Annotated in this window: 12 protein-coding genes; 11 read left to right on the plus strand and 1 reads right to left on the minus strand. The window is 60.7% G+C overall.

The annotated features are described in order from the left end of the window. The first annotated feature begins 240 nt into the window (after positions 1–240). Both LT971_RS15540 and LT971_RS15545 read left to right on the plus strand, forming a co-directional pair. A complete protein-coding gene (locus tag LT971_RS15540; RefSeq protein WP_237007862.1) occupies positions 241–4065 on the plus strand; it encodes an RHS repeat domain-containing protein in 3825 nt (1274 codons plus the stop codon). Between the two features lie 101 nt (positions 4066–4166). Then, entirely contained in the window at positions 4167–4796 is a 630-nt protein-coding gene (locus LT971_RS15545; protein ID WP_237007863.1) for a CAP domain-containing protein, read from the plus strand. 94 nt (positions 4797–4890) lie between these two features. Here the strand turns inward: LT971_RS15545 and LT971_RS15550 are convergent, their stop codons facing one another. Further along, positions 4891–5646, minus strand: a complete 756-nt coding sequence (locus LT971_RS15550; protein ID WP_237007864.1) for an RAD55 family ATPase — start codon at positions 5644–5646, stop codon at positions 4891–4893. 212 nt (positions 5647–5858) lie between these two features. On the opposite strand from LT971_RS15550, the gene LT971_RS15555 reads away from it, so the two are divergent. From LT971_RS15555 to LT971_RS15595, 9 genes are all read left to right on the plus strand, one after another. After that, positions 5859–7613: a type II/IV secretion system ATPase subunit gene (locus LT971_RS15555; protein ID WP_237007865.1), complete on the plus strand. Its 1755-nt coding sequence runs from the start codon at positions 5859–5861 to the stop codon at positions 7611–7613. Further along, entirely contained in the window at positions 7613–9991 is a 2379-nt protein-coding gene (locus LT971_RS15560; RefSeq protein ID WP_237007866.1) for a type II secretion system F family protein, read from the plus strand. Before LT971_RS15555 ends, LT971_RS15560 begins: the two co-directional genes overlap by 1 nt. 158 nt (positions 9992–10149) lie before the next feature. Beyond that, entirely contained in the window at positions 10150–11352 is a 1203-nt protein-coding gene (locus LT971_RS15565; protein WP_237007867.1) for an Ig-like domain-containing protein, read from the plus strand. Positions 11353–11402: 50 nt separating this feature from the next. Next, positions 11403–12020: a DUF8048 family protein gene (locus LT971_RS15570; RefSeq protein WP_237007868.1), complete on the plus strand. Its 618-nt coding sequence runs from the start codon at positions 11403–11405 to the stop codon at positions 12018–12020. Between the two features lie 284 nt (positions 12021–12304). Continuing rightward, positions 12305–12691, plus strand: a complete 387-nt coding sequence (locus tag LT971_RS15575) for a hypothetical protein (RefSeq protein WP_237007869.1) — start codon at positions 12305–12307, stop codon at positions 12689–12691. After that, positions 12688–13125, plus strand: a complete 438-nt coding sequence (locus LT971_RS15580; RefSeq protein ID WP_237007870.1) for a DUF7985 family protein — start codon at positions 12688–12690, stop codon at positions 13123–13125. The genes LT971_RS15575 and LT971_RS15580 overlap by 4 nt, the downstream gene beginning before the upstream one ends. A gap of 81 nt (positions 13126–13206) precedes the next feature. Continuing rightward, on the plus strand, positions 13207–15141 hold the full coding sequence (locus tag LT971_RS15585; protein ID WP_237007871.1) for a DUF8186 domain-containing protein: 1935 nt from the start codon (positions 13207–13209) through the stop codon (positions 15139–15141). 121 nt (positions 15142–15262) lie between these two features. Further along, a complete protein-coding gene (locus LT971_RS15590) occupies positions 15263–16405 on the plus strand; it encodes a TrbL/VirB6 family protein (RefSeq protein ID WP_237007872.1) in 1143 nt (380 codons plus the stop codon). Between the two features lie 9 nt (positions 16406–16414). Then, complete coding sequence (locus tag LT971_RS15595; RefSeq protein ID WP_237007873.1) at positions 16415–17527, plus strand: TraC-like domain-containing protein; 1113 nt, start codon at positions 16415–16417, stop codon at positions 17525–17527. The last annotated feature ends 65 nt before the right edge of the window (positions 17528–17592 follow it).

Here is a 17592-nt window from a genome sequence, read left to right on the forward strand (position 1 = left end):
TCCCGTTCTCAAACGCACGCAACTAACTCCGTGACTGACCCACGGCGGGCTGACCACCCGTCGTCCCCCCACGGACATTCGCAGAGGCGCTGACCACGCCCCTGCCTTCGAGTGAGCCCCCCTCCGCTACCCGGCGGAGTAACCCGGAACCCGATACCGATACCAATGACCAGGAGAAACCAGCGTTCCTTCAACTTAGACGAGCGAGGCGTTACGAGTACCAAGAGCGTCCTGTTCGCGATGGCGGGCGTCGTCGTCTTGGCCGGTGTGACCGCCGGCGTCGCCACCGACAGGATGGGTAAGACCGCCGAGACGGAGAAAGTCCTGAAATCCGAGATTGAAGTGATCTCCCAGGACAAGGTCCGTGTCACCCCTCTTGTCGGGAATCCACTACCGACGAAACATCTCCGCGTTCACGTCACCTTCCCTGAGCAGAACAAATCAGGCATCACAGTCGAGAATCTGAAGGGTGCAGCCGGTAAGACGCAAGTCGCCACACAGACTGTCACCGAGAACGTCACTGTTGGAGTCAAGCAGAAACCCATCTACAAGAACGTCTCTATCCCCGGGGTAGGCCTCAGGAAGAAACTAGACCACTACGTCGAACGCCCAATAAAGCGGAACGTCACCCGGAAGAAGACCGCCTACCGATTCGAGGTTGACGAGTGGCACAACAACTCCGGCGGCGAGGAGGATAGCGTTGAGTCAATCGGCGACGACGACGACACCAGCTTCTTCTCCAGTATCCCAGGCCTCGGCAACGGGAAGAAGAAGACGCTCGCGAGCAACGTCGTCTCCGGAGTCGGCGGCTCCTTCAACGCAGATAACCCCCGAATGTGGAGTGCAGGCGAGTCCTTCATCGTTGACCTGCGGGACGACATCATCAACGAGGGCGACGTGGTACGCGTCCAGGTTTACGACGCTCGCTCTGAGAAGCGCGTCCTCAATAAAGCAGCGCGAGCTCAGGGACTCCCCTACACAGGCTTCGAGTTCGGCGAGGAAGAGAGCTCGGACGGAGATCTCAAGACGAAGCCCACCGCCAAAATCTTCGGCCCGAACACGACCATTCCGAACAAGGAGGTCACCTTCATTCTCGAGGCCAACGACGTCGACGGCACGATTGAGGAAATCATCTGGAGCAACGGTGAGAAGGGCCCGACTGCGGACTATTCGTTCACAGAGAGCCCTGGTGCCTACGTAGGGGTGTCCGCGACGGTCATCGACGACGATGGGAACACGACCGGCGCGAAACACACCGTCCGAATCGTCGAGCCGCCGAACATCGGACCAGAGGTCTCCATCGACGGGCCAACGTCCGTCGAGTTCGGAGACGTACGGTCCTATACTGCTGATGCGACCGACTCCGACGGCCAGATCACGAATATCGAATGGAGCACCGGCGATAGCGGCCCGCAGTCCTCCGTGTCGTTCTTCCAGGGTGCAGGGTCTACGCGGACAATTTCCGTTAGTGTCACCGACAACGACGGGGCAACTACCACCGCGAGCCGGACCGTCCGAATCAACCCGGTAGACGACGGGTACAGCGGTGGGAACCAGGACCCGGAAGTCTCGATTAGTGGCCCCTCTAGGGTAGACCTGGGTGATTCTGCCAGGTACACCGTGTCCGCTTCAGACCCCGACGGCTCGGTCAGGGACATCGAATGGAATAACGGGGGGAGTGGCACCAGCGAGAATATCGAAATCGACGGCGTCGTCGGGGAAACGGATACGGTCTCTGTGACCGTCACCGACAACGATGGAGGGACCACAACGGCCACGAAGACGGTCCGAATCACCGAGCCGCCGCTCAGTGCGACGATCCTCGGCCCCTCAAAAGTCCAGTCGGGGTCGAGCGCGTCGTTCTCCGTAACCGCGAGTGAACGAATTACCCGAGTCGAATGGGAGAAGACCAGCCCAGCCGCGGGTACGGCCACAGGGACTGGAGACTCGGCGTCCTTCTACTTCTCGGCTCACCCAGGCGACACCGCGACCATCTCGGCCCAGGTCACCGACCGAGACGGCGACACGGTGTCCATCTCGAAAACCGTCGACGTGGTCCCCGGCGCCGAACCCCCAGAAGTCGAGGACATCTACGTAAACACGGGTCAGGAGGGTCGTTGTCTCCCTCCGGATAAACCGAGTACAATCAGGGTCGTCGCTAACGACCCCGACCCGTCCGGGAGAATCGACTCGGTTCGCTGGTTCGACCAGATGCACACGAACCCGATTGGGTTCGGGCAGTCGATCTCGTACACGCCAGACGTCGCACCTGGCGAACAAGCCAAGATCGCGGCGAAGGTCTGGGACAACAGCGGCAAGTCTACTACCGAGGTCCTGAGTCGGTTGGTCTGCCAGCGGCAGGCTGACAGCGACCCTTCGATTGACCTGATGAAGGCGACCAACCCCGACCCGGACCAGTCGTCCGCGACCGATTACTTCGATAGTCCGGCAGGATTCACGAATAAGCTGTTCCGGTTCACTGCCAACGCAAATGACGACAACGACGACATTCTGACGTACGTCTGGAAGTTCCCGAACGGGGACGTCAAGAAAACCGAGGGGCGAGCATCGGTGGTTCCCTACGCGTTCAGTGGCAGCCTCAATGAGGGAGACTCTCGGTCGGTAACGTTGCTTGTTACGGACAGCAGCGGTAACACGGTGACAAAGACGGAAACTATCAACTGGGAGCAGGATACGACGACGCGATACAGTAGTTGGGTCCCAGATTTCGAGGTCTCGCCGAGCTATCCGAAGCCTGGCGAAACGGTCACTCTGGCATACACGCCCTCGCGCAATCGTGATGGGCCTGTGGAACCCCCCATGAAGGATGTCTCTGTGCGGGTGAGTTGGGGGGACGGCACAACAGATACTGTTCAGGGCCATGACTACGATAGGGCACTTGATCTCAGGCATCAGTACGAGAACGGGGGAGACTACACTATCCAGATTTATCCTCTGGACCGGGATGGGAACCTCATAGGTGGCTCACACGTTACGAGCGTCGATATTTCGGTCCAGGGCGGGAGTTACAAAGTCTACAAATACAAGTCTGAGGTGGTCTCCGAGGAAACGGTGGCAGCTTCCCCGCCGAGCGACCTGTGGACGAAAAAGGAGTTCCACCACTCCGAGAGTGAGCTCATCAGCGAGGAGACTCAGGACATCAAGGCCAGCAACAACTTCCGGAAAGAGCAGCTTCTGATGGCCGGGTGGGAGACGGATGGGTCGCACTACGAGGCGGTTCATGTTGGGTACTACGAGCAATCGGACTGGCAGTCCCCAGGGTCAGATTGGTTCAAGGTCGAGGACGACATCGGCACGACAAGCGTTCGCGACGGCTGGAGCTATGAGGTTTACGAGGACAAACAGGACGACTCTGGCCATGTGATTGACGGGGGGACGCCGGGTACCTACGTGGGGAAGGTCAAAGACTACTACGAGACCACGAAAACGACGGAGTCCACGTCCAGTCCCGGATACGAGTGGTCCAGAGGAGATCATGTAGGAACTACCCGAACCGGGTGGGACTACTACTGGCGAGACAACGAATATTCGGGCTGGTCGTCCCCGACACTGGTGGATACCCGTCAGGATAAAATCGAGTCGCGAACCACTGATACCAGCTACAAGTGCGAGAACTACATTACGGGCTCTACCTCCTGGAGTGGCAGTCCCTGTGGGCCCTACGAGACTCAGGTGGCCACTGACACCGACGTGGACCCCGCAGAATACGATACCGATTACCAGTACAGGGAGGGGGAGTATGATGACGTCTACGAGTGGCACAAGACGGTGACTCGCTACGAGTACGATTATAAGTACAAGTTCAAGGATTACCGCCAGGAGACGCTTCACCTCTGGAATAAGGACAAGTACGAGGACCAGTTGTTCCTCGATATGCGGAAGGCGAAGTACAACACGACGTTGTACTATGTCTACGAGAAGTCCGGAGTCACCCAAGAATACAGTCTGACGAGGCCCCCAGAGAGCGCAGTGGTAGACGGCGTACGGGAAGTCAGGCACAGATGCACGAATCCGGAGGCGCCACTCAACGAGAAGGCCTGCTAGCCGACGCGCCTATCGCGATAGGATTTTAACGCGTTGCGACGCGGACTAATTTCTTAGCAGAGGTCCGATTCTTTAAGCCAACCGACGCGGAAAGAGCGCCCATGATGGAGCACCGTGCGATTGCCGTCGGACTTGCTGTGTTGCTTGTCGTCTCTGGGTGTGCAACCACGACCGAGTCGCCGACCACCTCCGTAGACGAGTCGACGACTACCTATCCGGACCCAGTGTACGAGCAGGACTACACGAAGCCAGAGAAACCGGCGACGAAATCCGAATACGGAGCTGGGCTGAACGTCACCAGGATCGAACAGTTGGTCGGCCAGAAGATCAACCAGCATCGAGAGGCCAACAATCTCTCGCGACTTCATTACGACCCGAAGGTCGGAAACATCGCTCGCTACCACTCCTGGGAGATGGAGGAACACGGATATTTCGCCCATGAATCAGCGGTCGACGGTGATGACCACAATAACTGGCTTCGGCAGTATAATTACTCGAGCCCGGGGTTAGACGCTGAGAATATCGCCTCGACTGTGGTGGATGATTGGCGAATGGAGCGAAACGACACAGGTGCCTACCTCGCCAAGGAGATTTTCACTCTCTGGAAAACGTCTGAGTCCCACAACGAAGCGATGCTCGGGCCGTACGCAATCCAGGGGGTCGGCGTTTACATTGGCGAGGACGGCACTTTGTACGCTACGCTGTTCCTGCTCTCCAACGAACCAGCTTAGTTCGAGTATTCCGTTCGCCTGTACTCCAAGTCGGCAGTCTGTTTTCTAGCCGCTCCAATCTGTCTCGGCGTAGAGAATACGGTGAGGAGACGGACTAGTACCCACGGTCGGGGTTCTGTTCCATTTCGGTAGACAACTTGAGTGGAAGGCTCTGCGGCAGGTCCGAGACTTTCGCGGGGTCGACTGCACGACGGACGCGACGGATGGTGATAGCGTCCGTATCCGAATGCTGGCCTGCCGAGGAATACGTGAAGAGGAGGTCAGCGGAACGGACTGCGTACCGGCTTCCATCGCTGAGAGGCGAAGTTTCGTCGAGGAACACGAGGACCGCGGTCTGGTGGGTGTCGGCGAAACTGCGAAGGGCAGAAATCGTGTCCACCACGGCGTCGTGGCCCCCGGCTGTATCGACGGAGGATAACGAATCGAACACGAGCAGCGAGAGGGAGTCTGCGTCAGACTCTGCGCTAGTACTGGTCGCCTCCTGATGGTCCGCAGCGGGAGACAACCAGTCCGGAGGAATGGCGTCTGTGGAGGAGGTGAGGTCCGAGGCGTCCACTTGGGTAATCCGGAGCTCTGTCGAGTCCTCCTGGTTTTCAGCTCCACCCTCTCCGGTTACGGCAGCGGCATCCAGAGATCCGCGGTCGGCAGCGGTTAGTTCAGACCGGACGCGGTCCGGGTCACGGTACGTGGTGAGGATGTGTACTCCCGAATTTTCGAGCGCGGCAGAGTACCCGAGAAGGGAGGCCGCGGACGTCGGAGGGGCGGTCAAGACTGTGAGGGACCCTGGTGGGAGCCCGCCGCCGATGTCCTCGTCGAGTTTCGGGAGGCCAGTCGAGTAGCCTTCTTCCATATCTCCCGTTCCCTCGTGCTCCGGTAAAAGGCGTCTCACCGAATACTGGAGGGGCGTATACCACGCCAGACGGGAGTTTTAAAGGGAGCAGGGCTAATGCGTGCGATGTACCGAGCATCGCTGGCGGCCTGACCAGCCGCTCACACGGAGCCATCTCCGTGGCCGTGTCTGAACCGCTGACGCGGCGCTCGATACCCGATACCGAGACCACCATGCCCGACCAACCGGACACCACAGCGTCTGGTTCCGCAGAACAGGCTGCCACAGCGGAGGACGGCCCAACTGAGGGACCTGGCGTACCAGACAGCGAAACTCAGTCGCATAGCGCGGAGGGGGAGGCTCTCGTCGACGACGTCGACCCCGACGAGTCCGTCCCTCTCGAGGGACACGACCTCACCACGACTCGGTCGCGAAGCTACCTCCTGGCGTTCAGAGAGGAAGAGGCTGAAACGCTCTCCGAGGACCAGTACAGTCTCGAAACGAGGTACTGGCTCAATCGGCCATTCGCGTACGCGGCCATCTTCCGCGACGAGACGACCAACGAGCTCACGTACCGAGTCGTCGAGCCGGACCTGGACGAGCACGAAGCCAAGCTCTACCAAGACCTCGAGAACCAACTGACCGACCGGCTGCTGTACCAGGTCCCCGCCGACGAGGACATCGACCGGGCGGCCACGCTGGAAGCGCAGGCCCGCGAAGTTGTCCAGGGGCTCGCAGGGTTCAGCGTCGCGGACCCATCCTTCGAGAAGGTCCTGTACTACCTGCACCGGAACCTGCTGGCGTCCCGCTACGGTCGAATCGACCCGCTGATGCAGGACCCACACATCGAGGAGATCTCCGCGGACGGCCCCGGCGTCTGCGTCTACATCTACCACCGCGAGTACGAGAACCTCGCGACGAACATCGTCTACGAGGAGGACGAACTGGACCGGTTCATCCACCAGATTGCCCAGCGGGCAGGGAACGACATCTCTACCGCGCATCCGACGGAAGGCATGTCGCTCCCCGACGGCTCCCGAGTGCAGCTCTCACTGGACGACATCTCGCCCCGAGGGGCGAACTACACCGTCCGGAAGCACGCGGAAGACCCGTTCACGCCGGTTGAGCTCATCGACCTCGGGACATTCAGCGTCGACCAGATGGCCCACCTCTGGCTGCTCATCGAGAACGGATACTCCGGGCTCATCACCGGCGGGACGGGGTCGGGGAAGACGGCGACCCTGAACGCGCTCACCATGTTCATCCCGCCGGGCGAGAAGGTCGTCTCACTCGAGGACACCAGAGAGCTCCAGATTCCCCAAGACAACCTCGTGTCGCTCCTGACGCGAGAGGGGTATGCCCACGAAGCAGAGGCTGAAATCGGGATGTACGACCTGCTGGAGAACGCCCTGCGGAAACGGCCAGAGTACCTCATCGTCGGCGAGGTCCGTGGCGAAGAAGCCCGAGACATGTTCCAGGCGATGAACACCGGCCACACGACGTTCTCCACCGTTCACGCCGACAGTCTCGAGTCTGCATTCAGCCGTCTCCTGAACGAGCCGATGGCTGTCGAACGGCCACTCGTGTCGGAGTTAGGGTTCCTCGCGGTGCAGACGAAGCTGAACGCAGATGGGAGTGATGAAGGAGCCCGCCGAACCCGGCGGAACCAGTCCATCTACGAGATCAAGCGGCTGGACCCGGACACGAACAGTATCAACCACCGGCGGGTCTACGAGTGGGATGAAGCGTCCGACACCATCAATCAGGTGGCGGATAGCTACCATCGAGACAGCCTTCGCGAGCAGGGCCGCGACCCCGACGAGTCGTTCGAGGCGCGTCGACGGCTACTCTCGCATCTCGTCGACGAGGGCATCACCGAGTACGAGCACGTCGCCACGGCGATTCGGAGCTTCATGCGCGCCCCGGGCGTTGTGTCCAAACAGGTAGAGCGCGGCGAACTGGACTTCGACGCGCTGGAGGACCTCTGATGTCCGGAGACGACCCTCCCCACATCGGGGGTGACTCATCCGGTTCGGAGGAGGCTCCACCGCGCGACGACGAGGAAACATCGGAGGGCGGTCAACCGGCGGGCGGCGACGAGACTGCCATTGACGGGGGAGACGGCCATCCGAATCGGGTTGGCGGTCAGGCTGCCGTGGCAGCCGAGTTCCGAGCGTTGGGCGACTCCGAGGAGGTAGCCGGATTCCGGCCCGGCGAACAGACCCGTGTCGAGTGGCTGCTCGAGCGTGCCTTGGACGTCAGCGACCGTCTGCACTCCACCGACGACCAGAGCGACCTGGACCAGTGGGCGTACCGGACCTTCAGCGGGTTCTTTCGGGACCACGAGACGTGGTTCGCGTCCACTGAGCGAGCGGTCAAGCAGGCGCGGATGGACGAGTCCTACGACTTCTACCTGGCGCGGGCGACGATGCTCACCCTCATCGCAGCCGGCATGGGCGGCCTTCTGGGCGGCATCTTCGCCACGCTGCTCCACTTCTCAGGCCTGAACCCCCTCTACTCCGCTGTCGCCGTACCTGCTTCAGTCGAATCTGTCACCAGTCTCCTACGCGTGCCCCTGGCGGGGTTCCTCGTGGTCGCAGTCACCGCGCTCACGTTCGCCGTCCCAACGGGCACACTCCTACTGTATCTCCCCAGGATTCGAGCAGACAAACGCGGCCGGCAAATCGACATGCTGCTGCCCCAGGCCGTGACGTACATCTACGCGCTCTCCCAGGGGAGCCTCACCATCCCCGCCATCGTTCGGAAACTCGCCGGCGACGAGGAAGCCTACGGCGAGATCGCGGTCGAGTTCCAGAGTGTCGTCAACAACATGGACTACCTCGGGGCGGACCTTCGCGAGGCTCTCCACAGGACGAGAGACGCAACGCCGAGTGACGAGCTCGCGGAGTTGTTCTCCGACCTCAGTTCCATCGTCGAGAGCGGCGGTGGGGCGACCAGCTATCTGGCGCAGAAGACGGAGAGCTACCAGCGACGTGCCCGCCGCCAGAAGGACAGCCACATCGAGCGAATCGACACGGTCGGCCAATTCTACATCGTTGCGGGAGTCATTTTCCCGCTGCTCGTCATGTCCACGTTCCTCGTCCTGTCTGCAATCACGCAGCAGGGCCTCTACCGCGTCTACATCATCATCTACCTCGGCCTCCCGTTCATCTCTGCGCTCTTCATCGTGTTCTTGGACACGACCGGCACGGACGACCAGACGACGTCGCCGACCCTAACGACGGGTTCTGGCGGCGTCACCCCGTCTGAAATCGAGAAGCGGTTAGAAGGCCACGCTAACGACGAGGGGCGTGGGTCGAGAGGCACGTCGACGGACGGCGGATACCATCGACCCGTTCGCTCTCGTACCGACGGCCACTCCGGGTCCCTGAGCCCAGTCGAGCGTTCTGGCCTCATAGAACTGTATTCCGCACTGCGGAAGCGACACCTCTTATCGGTGCTTCGAGAGCCAGTCGACGCGGTTCGAGAGTACCCGCCATACTCGCTTCTGGTCACAGTTCCAGTTGCAGGCCTCTGGCTTCTCGCCATGAGCGTCCTCGGCATCAGCACACCGACGCCGGCGGCGTTCCTCACGAGTCCCGTCTACACGACTACCCTCAGTGCCCTGATTCCACTGTTCGTGGCGCTGACGCCGCTCTCGTACTACCACGAGCGACAAGCTCGTCGACAGCGGAAGGTCAACAAGCAACTCCCGAACGTCCTCGATAAACTCGCGTCGGCTAGCGACCGCGGGGATTCCGTCACCGAGAACCTGCGGACGGTAGCGGAGTCATCGGACACGTATCTCACCCGGGAGTTGGAAGCGACCTACAACGAGCTCGCCGGATGGAGCGTGTCATTCGAGGACGCGATGACCAGACTCGCAAACCGCGTGAAGAACCCGCGGCTCTCTCGGGTCGTGAACCTCCTTCTCGAGGCCAACACGGCCTCCGGGAGAGTGAACGACGTGTTGGAAGTCGCTGCCTCAGACGTCAAAACGGCGTTCGCCGTCGAGGAGGAACGTCGGAAGAAGACGCGGACGCACATCGTTATCGCCATCTTCGGGAACAGCGTGTTCCTTCTGATCTCGATTGTCCTGGTCGTGGTGATGCTCCCGGCGCTCTCGAACGCGGCCGAGGCCACCCCGAATGCCGTGCAGGCCGGGGCTGGAGCCGCCAGCGCCCTTCCGTTCCAACAGGGCGTTTCCCCAATCGAGTTCAAATTGCTGTTCTACCACGGCGCCCTCTTCCAGGCGTTGTTCTCCGGGCTCGTCGCCGGGAAAATCGGATACGACAACGTCCTCTCCGGCCTGAAAATATCACTCCCACAGCTACTGCTCGTCGAGGGGGTGTTCCTCCTACTATGACTCTTCCGTGGCCCCTTCAGCACCGCAACGACCGGAAAGCACGAACCTCCGACACGGAGACTGAAATGTCCAAACACGACCGTTCCATCGAACTTCGACCACCCGCACTGTTCAGTGAAGACAAGCGCCCCCAGGAGGCAAGTCGTGGCCAGGTGGTGATGCTGGGTATCGTGCTGCTTGCACTCATCCTCGCAGCAGTCTACGCGATAGCTCAGTCGACGGTTGCGCCACAGGTCCGCGAGACCACCGAGTACAACCACGCCATCGACACGCTCTCCGATATGCAGTCCCTGCAGGTAGACACGATTTCCGCAGCAGACACGGGCTCTCTCCAGGGGTCTATCGTCAAGATGGGGGCGACCTATCCGTTCAAATTCCTGTTCATCCACTCGACCGACCCGACAGGGACCATCAAAACGACCGAATCGAAGCCACTGTCCATCGAAAATGCCGTCGCGAGAGACAACGAGACGGCGGACTATATCGACGGTCGGGAACTCGTTTACCAGTCCGTCGGTCTCAGATATTCGCCAGACTACTCCGAGTACCGGTCAGCGCCGGACCTCGAAATCACGCCGAGCGGAGTCCTCTATGCCGACCATCCCTCCACACGGAAGGTAATCAACGAGCCGGCTATCGTCGATGGCCGCACCATCTCGCTGACGGCGACCGACGGCGAGCTCTACTCGTCGCAAGGGCTGCCCCAGATGATGCACGTCATGCCGCTCAGTACCTCGTCGACGACCGTCCGCGTGACGAACGAGACGGACGCCTCCCCGGTCACGGTCACGATGGATACCGAGCTCAACCTGAGCACCTGGCGGCAAATCCTCAAGGGAGAGATCGACAGCGACACCTCCCGAACGAACCCGAGATCTGACAGCGACTCGCAGTACATCGCAGAGGTCGACAAGAGCGGAGAGACGCTGGAACTGGTGTTCGAGACCGGCGAGAGCTACCTCTTGGAACTCTCGAAACTGGGGTTCAAGCGCGCCTCGCAGCCCACGCTCAGTGAGGCGTCACAGCCGAACGTCACCTACCTGACCGCGGAAAGCGACCAGGACCCGACGGTCGTCGAGAACAACACGGTGGAGTTGGCCGTTGAGGTGCGGGACTCGATGAATAACCCCGTCAGCGACGTGAAGGTGAGCGCCTCCGCACCGGCCGGAGACATCTCCCGGCCCGCGAAACTCTCCGGGACGGACGGCGAGGTGCGATTCGAGTACACCGCGCCGGAGATTATCGCGGACACCTCAGTGAAGGATTCCGAGACCTACCAGGTGACGACCCAGATTGGCGTCGGCAGTGGGACACAGGTCGTCGTCGTGTTCGAGGTGCAGGTCCAGAACTCGTACAACTAGATACGATTCCGATTCAACTATCAATGATACAAAATTCGCTTTCATCGGCCGTGAACCGGCTCAAGACCACCGGAGCGCAATCCGCCGTCATCGGGAGACTCTTCGGTCGAGGCAGTGATGCTGATAGCGCCGAGGCAAGCCAGCAGGACGGCGCTGCGGCAGGGATTGCTGCCGACCGCCTGAACACACCGATTGACCCTGGGACCGTTCAGCTCGCCCAGCAGCACGCCAGAGGCGTCCTCGGAGAAGAGGACCGGTCGCTCGTGGAGCTCTTGAACGCCATCCAGAGCTACGTGGAACAACACGAGTACCGAGACCGCCCCGGCAACGCGTTCTATGAAAAGCTACTCGCAGACTTCAACGACCCAGAGTCACTCAGAGAGCCGCTCTACGCGAGCGATGACGAACTCCTATTCGTCGTCGGAGCCGACGGGTGGGCCGCCATCTCCGAGGAGCTTCGGCTGAACACCCGTGAAGAGAAAGCCGTCCGCGACGCGCACCAACTGTACGCTCGGGAACGCGGTCTCGAGGAGTATAGCTCGCTGGTCTGTGTGATGGCGGTGTCGATTGAGCCAGCGCGAGTCGCTGAAATCGTGACCCGAACCACGCCGGAACTGGAGACGGAGGACCTCTCTGTGAACGCGCGAGAGCAGGCCGCCAGTCTCTAGTCGTTTTCTTCGTTCCGTCCGTCTCTGGTGGACGCCTCCACGTCATAGAACCTGCCGTACAAGCGGATTCTAGCGGCTGACCCTCCCCAAATTATTTATCCGGCGTGTGGGTAACTAAGGGTATCCCACGAATGGGACGGCGGCAACCGGTCGACGAACAGACCGGGAGGGTCTGACCACCCCTCGCCGTCGCCCTATGCTGGGTCGACCACGGGCGAGGTCCCGGGTCGAGAGCCCCCGACCGGGCTCATGCGGAGACCGACACCCGATACCCGATACCACACATGAAGCGCAAGCACGCGCGCCTCTACCAGTACCAGCTAGATTGGCTGGCTTCAGAGGCCCCTGACTCGTTCAACCTCTCCGGATACGTCCGAGAGGTCCTAGATGCCGTCATCCCTCCTGGGTGCATCCCACCCGACCGGTTACCCAAGTCAGAGCAGGTCACTCCGGACCTCTGGTACCAGGAACAAGGCTGGGCAACGCTATCCACCAGCCGCCGGCATCTGACACTCCTCGATTACCAGAAATCCTGGGTCGAGAGCAATACAGAGTTCTTCTGGAGCCAATACATCCGAGACCGTCTTGACGAACGGGTAGACGACCGCAGCATCCCCGACAAGCGGCAGGACTGGCGCTCCATCGCAGACAACCCAATCATCAACCAATGACGAAACCCGAATCCGACAGCACTGGCACCGAAGAATCGACCAAGAGACGGGTTCTCCCCGGCCCCCTCAGTTCCACCTGGACCTTCCTCCTGTTCGGTATCCTCTCACTGATGGTCGTCGCCGAACCAGTTTCGGCACAGACCCAGGCTGGAGGTGGCCTATGTGGCACGGAGGGCGGTCAAAGCCTGATCAACGGCATCATCCGTTTCGTCACCTCCGTCGGCCTTATCGGTGGGTTCCTCTCCTGGCAAGGGACCAACCTTCTGGGTATCTTCTCGTTCACTCAGGAGGCCAAGAAGAAGCTCAAACAGAAGCAGCGCAGCATCGCGAAATACTCCATCCTGTTCATTGCAGGGCCGATTCTCTTCAAGGCCATCTTGTCCGAGATCGGCATTGGAATCGCCGACTGCATCGATGTCGTCCCGTACTTCTAGAGGTCGCCTTCCCCCACCATCGAGAATACCATGAACCGTCTCCCCGCGTCCGGTATCCGGGTCATTGCCTGCTGTTTAGTAGTGGGTTCGCTCATCACCGTCGGCGTTGCGACACCCGCTCACACGACTGCACAGGTCAATGGCATCTCGCACAACGAATCGCTCTCGCTGTTCAGCCGGGACGTCGACGACCCGTCGGCCACCACTGAAACGCCGGCGTACGAGTCGCTGGTGCGAAATTCCTCCACTGAGAGCGCACTGGAATACTACCGGGACGGGGACATCGAGTACGCCGCCCCACCTGAACGTGCGGAGACCTGGACGGAGAACGCGTTCCAATCGCTTCCTGAGAGTACGCCCGCGACAGAATCCACGTACCCGGAGGGGGCGGAATTGAAGAATGGTTCGTTCATCCAGGAGGCCCACGTCACAGTGTTCAGCGTCTCTCCGAGCACGGTTCTGCATAGGGGAGACGAACAGGTGCGGCTAGTGGGCGAAGACGCGACCCTGGCCGCCTACGCCGACGCTCGGGTTGACTTACCGGAGTCCGAGGTCGTCGAGAATCCCGAACCCGGAATCGCCAAGAGAACTACGAACTGGACGCTCACTGGATTGGAAGTCACCGGCCTGACGCTTCGCGTCGACGGGGAGACCGTCGGTTCGAGCGAACAATCCAAGGCCAAGCTCGATTTCCAAGTCGCTCACCGGGAACAAGCAGACGTCACCGTTCATGCGACCTTCAGAGCGAACCTGACGAAGACAATTACCGAGTGGGAGGAGGTCGAAGACGACTCCGATCAAACGAGCAGCGACGAGTCGGAGGCTGATAGCGGGTCAGGTGAGACGATTCGAGAGCCTGGGGAGACCCGGCGCGGCGGTTACACCCAATTCCCGGTTATCGGCATCCCAGGACGCCCATCCGACCCTGACCGCTCCGGTGAGCAGGAGACGGAAGAGGAGACCGGTCATGAAACGAGCTCGGAGTCCGGCGAGTCATCAGAGACGCTGGTTCAATCGGGAACCATCGAGAAAGTCGTCTCTGAGACGGTCTCGGTGGAGGATGGGATTAGCGTCGAGGGGTATGACATCAGTGATAGCCTCGACGGCGCGGTTCTCCAAAGGAACGGAGAACTGCGGCGGCTATCGCTTGAGTCGACGACTCCCGTTGCCAAATATAGTGTCAAAGCGAGTACGGCGGCGCGTCCCAGCACTGTTCAAACTCGGTGGCGGTTCTTCACGGCCCGGAATACAACCTGGGAGACGCTGAAGACGGCCACTCCTTCCGACACGGAGACGACGTCGAGGACCACGGTCCCAGTTACGGTTCACGCGTTTCCGTCGAATAACTCGCTCTATACCCGAACCTACGGTGTTCAGCCGGTCACAAATGTCCAGCCGCTGTATGAGTTCGGTCAGCCGGCTACGTTGCCGGAGCACGTCAACGTCGACGCAGCGACGCAGCCGTACAAGTCTCACCAGCGAATCAAGGCCGACGTTCACCGCCTGGACCGAACCTACCCCGTCAGGGTTCAGGGGCTAGTGTCCGGCCAGACAGCGACTCTGCAGTGGAGTGAGCTGTCGGAATCAGAGCTTCGGCCGGTGGACCTGTCGTTGTCTGTCATCAAGAAGAGTGGGCAGCAGACGACTCTACGCGCTACAGCCCTTGATGGGGTTACTGGAGAACCCCTCCCAGAGGAGGCGTCCGTTCGCACCGTCACTATCGCATACGGCTCGCAACACAAACATGTTGAACTGAACGAAGACGGTGTCGGAACCGTCGCGATAGATTACTCCGGCGTCTTTGAAGCACGTTACACCCCAGGAGTATGGGCGGGCACAGGTGGCGAGATCGTGTACGAGCACACGCGAGCGACTGCCAGAAGGACCCCGATGAAAGACGTCGGCGGTATCCTGGGTGAAGCAATCCGTGCAGCAGCCTGGATAGCGCCGCTCTACTTCGTGTACCGGTTGTCGCAGCTCGCTGGCCAACTCATCACCCTGGAGGACCTCACATGACCGCGACCAACAGCCACAGCAAGGTACAATTCGACATCACGGAACAGTCCGTCAATCGCCAGAGCACGACCCGAGCGGCTGGCCGAACAGCCCCGGGGCATCAGGACCGGAGGTGGTTCCAATGGTGAACATCCCGGGAATCGGCATCCCGAATAAGCCGCTCAAGTGGCTCGCCGACAAACTCGTGGGTGGAGCCATTGACGCCGTCGAGAATGTCTGGAGAGGATTCACTGAGTGGTTCTTCAACATCCGAATCCCCCAGACGGATGGGCCGTTCATCTTCGGCGAACCGACCTGCGCTGGCGAGTCCATCTGTGAGATCGCGGCTATCCAAGACCAGGTGTGGTTCGGTGAAATGACCGGCCTGATGCTGTTCACACTCTACCTACTGTTCCAGATTCGCGTTGCCGGGGCTCTCGCAGGGTTCGGGTCTCGCTACGAGATGCGGAAGCAGCGGAAAGAGATTATTCGGGGCGCGTTCCTCATCATCGGCTGGTATCCCCTCGCCCTGGGGACATGGGCGCTCTCCAACTGGATGGCGCTTGAGCTCGCCCCTGATGTCGGAGAGTTCGCCAACGCGATGGCGCAGTTCGCGACCTCGAGCGCGATTACTGCTGCTGTCTCCGGTCCCCTGGGCTGGTTGATCATCGGAATTACCGCCCTTCTCGCATTAGTGCTGAAGCTGCTCTTCGAGATTCGGCCGCTGTTGTTCTTCTTCTACCTGGCCCTCGGCCAGTTTTTCTTGGTTCTCCGATACAGCGGCCTCCCGGTAGCCAAGACCATCGGCTCACGGGCGCTGACACGCCTGGTTCCGGTCTGCTTGATGCCGATTCCAACCCTCGGAATGGCGAAGCTGTATTCCTGGATCTTCATCGACACGACCGGTGGCGTCACGGCAGGGACAGTCTCTGGGAACGTGCTGATGCTCGCGTTCCTCGCCATTTCGCTGTGGGCGACGTGGCGGATGTTCAAGTTCGCGTCTCCCCGGACGGCAGCCGCCATCGGAGGGACAGCGAAAATGACCGCAGGCGTAGCCGCTGGCGGGGCTATCGTGGCATCTGGCGGGAGCTCCTACCTCGGAGCACAGGCTGTCTCTGGAAACACCGGTCGCGCCGCACTGTTGCACGCCGCGAGACAGCCCGGAAACATCCGTAACGCCGCCAGTAACGCCTCACAAGCTGTGTCGAATGCGCGGGATTCCGTCCGGCGTACAGAGAACAACCCAGACAACGACCCCCTCGACCCCTGGGGTCACAACCAGTAATCCAGACCAATGGCAGAACACCACCCAGACAGAGCGATTCTCAGCGAGAACGACAAGCAGCAAGTCGTCCCAATCCTCGGGATAGCGATTGCCGAAGGAAAATTCGTCGCCGGATGTGTGCTCGTCGGCCTGGTCCTCCAGTCGTTCGCCGGCGGTGGCATCCTCTTCTACCCGATAGTCGGGGGGAGCCTGTTCGTGGCTCTGACCGCAGTCTACGCGAGCCCGAGCCACGTCCTCACCTACCGGTTCCTACAGGACGTGGCGGACTACCTCTGGCGTCCCTCCCGTCTCTTCGCGGCGAGCTCCGAGGCGCCGAGGAACATGAAGAACGAGGGGGGTCTCGCGAATTACACCCCGTTCGAGCCGGACACCACCACGCAGGACCTGACGAACATCAAGCAGGCGTGGACTGGGGCTGGAGCGGTCCTTCGGAGCGACAATCGTCTGGAGGCCGTTGTGGAGCTGCAAGCGGACAATATGGACTTCGCTCAGGCGCAGGAATGGGCGAGCCGCCAGGAGATAGGGCAGGAGTTCGCGAACAAGAGCCTAGACGGCTCGCTCAAGTTCGCTGGAACGACGGAGTCCTTCGAGATCGACGACGTCGTGAATCGGTTGGAGGACCGTCTGAATGACCCCGAAATTCGGGAATCGCCGACCAAACGGGCGTTGCTGGAAGAATACCGCCAGCGCCGGCCAGAAGAAATCGAGGACCGCGGAACCCAGACTGTCCGCTCCTTCCTGATCGTGACGGTGAAAAAGAAGGAAGTGACGGACAACTACCAGGGGGAGCCAGGGCCGGCAGAGAAGCTGGGTCGTATCCCTCTACTCGGGCGGCTGTTCTCCCCGTTCACGACCACTACCAGAGACCTCACCGAGCAGGAACTGCATGGGGAGATGCTGGACGAACTGGACCGTCGAGTCCACGAGGAGATTATGACTGAGTTCGTCCAGAAGATGCCGGGATTCTCGGCACGGCGTCTGAGCACGCTCGAGATGTTCACTCTGAACGCCCGGTTCTGGAACGGGAACAAGCCGGTCTACGACGACCTGGAGGACGTTGTGTCGAATCAGGCCGTGAAAGCACGTCAGCGGCGCGGTCAGCGCGGGGGTGGTGCAGAATGAGTGTCCCGCTCTCGTTGCCAGGACCGCGGGTCGGACCCGAGATTCCGCCGGGCCTCTGGAACACG

The organism is Halobacterium rubrum (assembly GCF_021729015.1).
Classification (GTDB): Archaea; Halobacteriota; Halobacteria; order Halobacteriales; family Halobacteriaceae; genus Halobacterium; species Halobacterium rubrum.

What these genes read in the sequence shown, in the direction of transcription:
- LT971_RS15555 (WP_237007865.1), top strand. Translation starts at nt 5,859, where the DNA reads ATGCCCGACCAACCGGACACCACAGCGTCTGGTTCCGCAGAACAGGCT.
- LT971_RS15565 (WP_237007867.1), top strand. Translation starts at nt 10,150, where the DNA reads ATGCTGGGTATCGTGCTGCTTGCACTCATCCTCGCAGCAGTCTACGCG.
- LT971_RS15540 (WP_237007862.1), top strand. Translation starts at nt 241, where the DNA reads ATGGCGGGCGTCGTCGTCTTGGCCGGTGTGACCGCCGGCGTCGCCACC.
- LT971_RS15560 (WP_237007866.1), top strand. Translation starts at nt 7,613, where the DNA reads ATGTCCGGAGACGACCCTCCCCACATCGGGGGTGACTCATCCGGTTCG.
- LT971_RS15580 (WP_237007870.1), top strand. Translation starts at nt 12,688, where the DNA reads ATGACGAAACCCGAATCCGACAGCACTGGCACCGAAGAATCGACCAAG.
- LT971_RS15590 (WP_237007872.1), top strand. Translation starts at nt 15,263, where the DNA reads ATGGTGAACATCCCGGGAATCGGCATCCCGAATAAGCCGCTCAAGTGG.
- LT971_RS15595 (WP_237007873.1), top strand. Translation starts at nt 16,415, where the DNA reads ATGGCAGAACACCACCCAGACAGAGCGATTCTCAGCGAGAACGACAAG.
- LT971_RS15550 (WP_237007864.1), bottom strand. Translation starts at nt 5,646, where the DNA reads ATGGAAGAAGGCTACTCGACTGGCCTCCCGAAACTCGACGAGGACATC.
- LT971_RS15575 (WP_237007869.1), top strand. Translation starts at nt 12,305, where the DNA reads ATGAAGCGCAAGCACGCGCGCCTCTACCAGTACCAGCTAGATTGGCTG.
- LT971_RS15545 (WP_237007863.1), top strand. Translation starts at nt 4,167, where the DNA reads ATGATGGAGCACCGTGCGATTGCCGTCGGACTTGCTGTGTTGCTTGTC.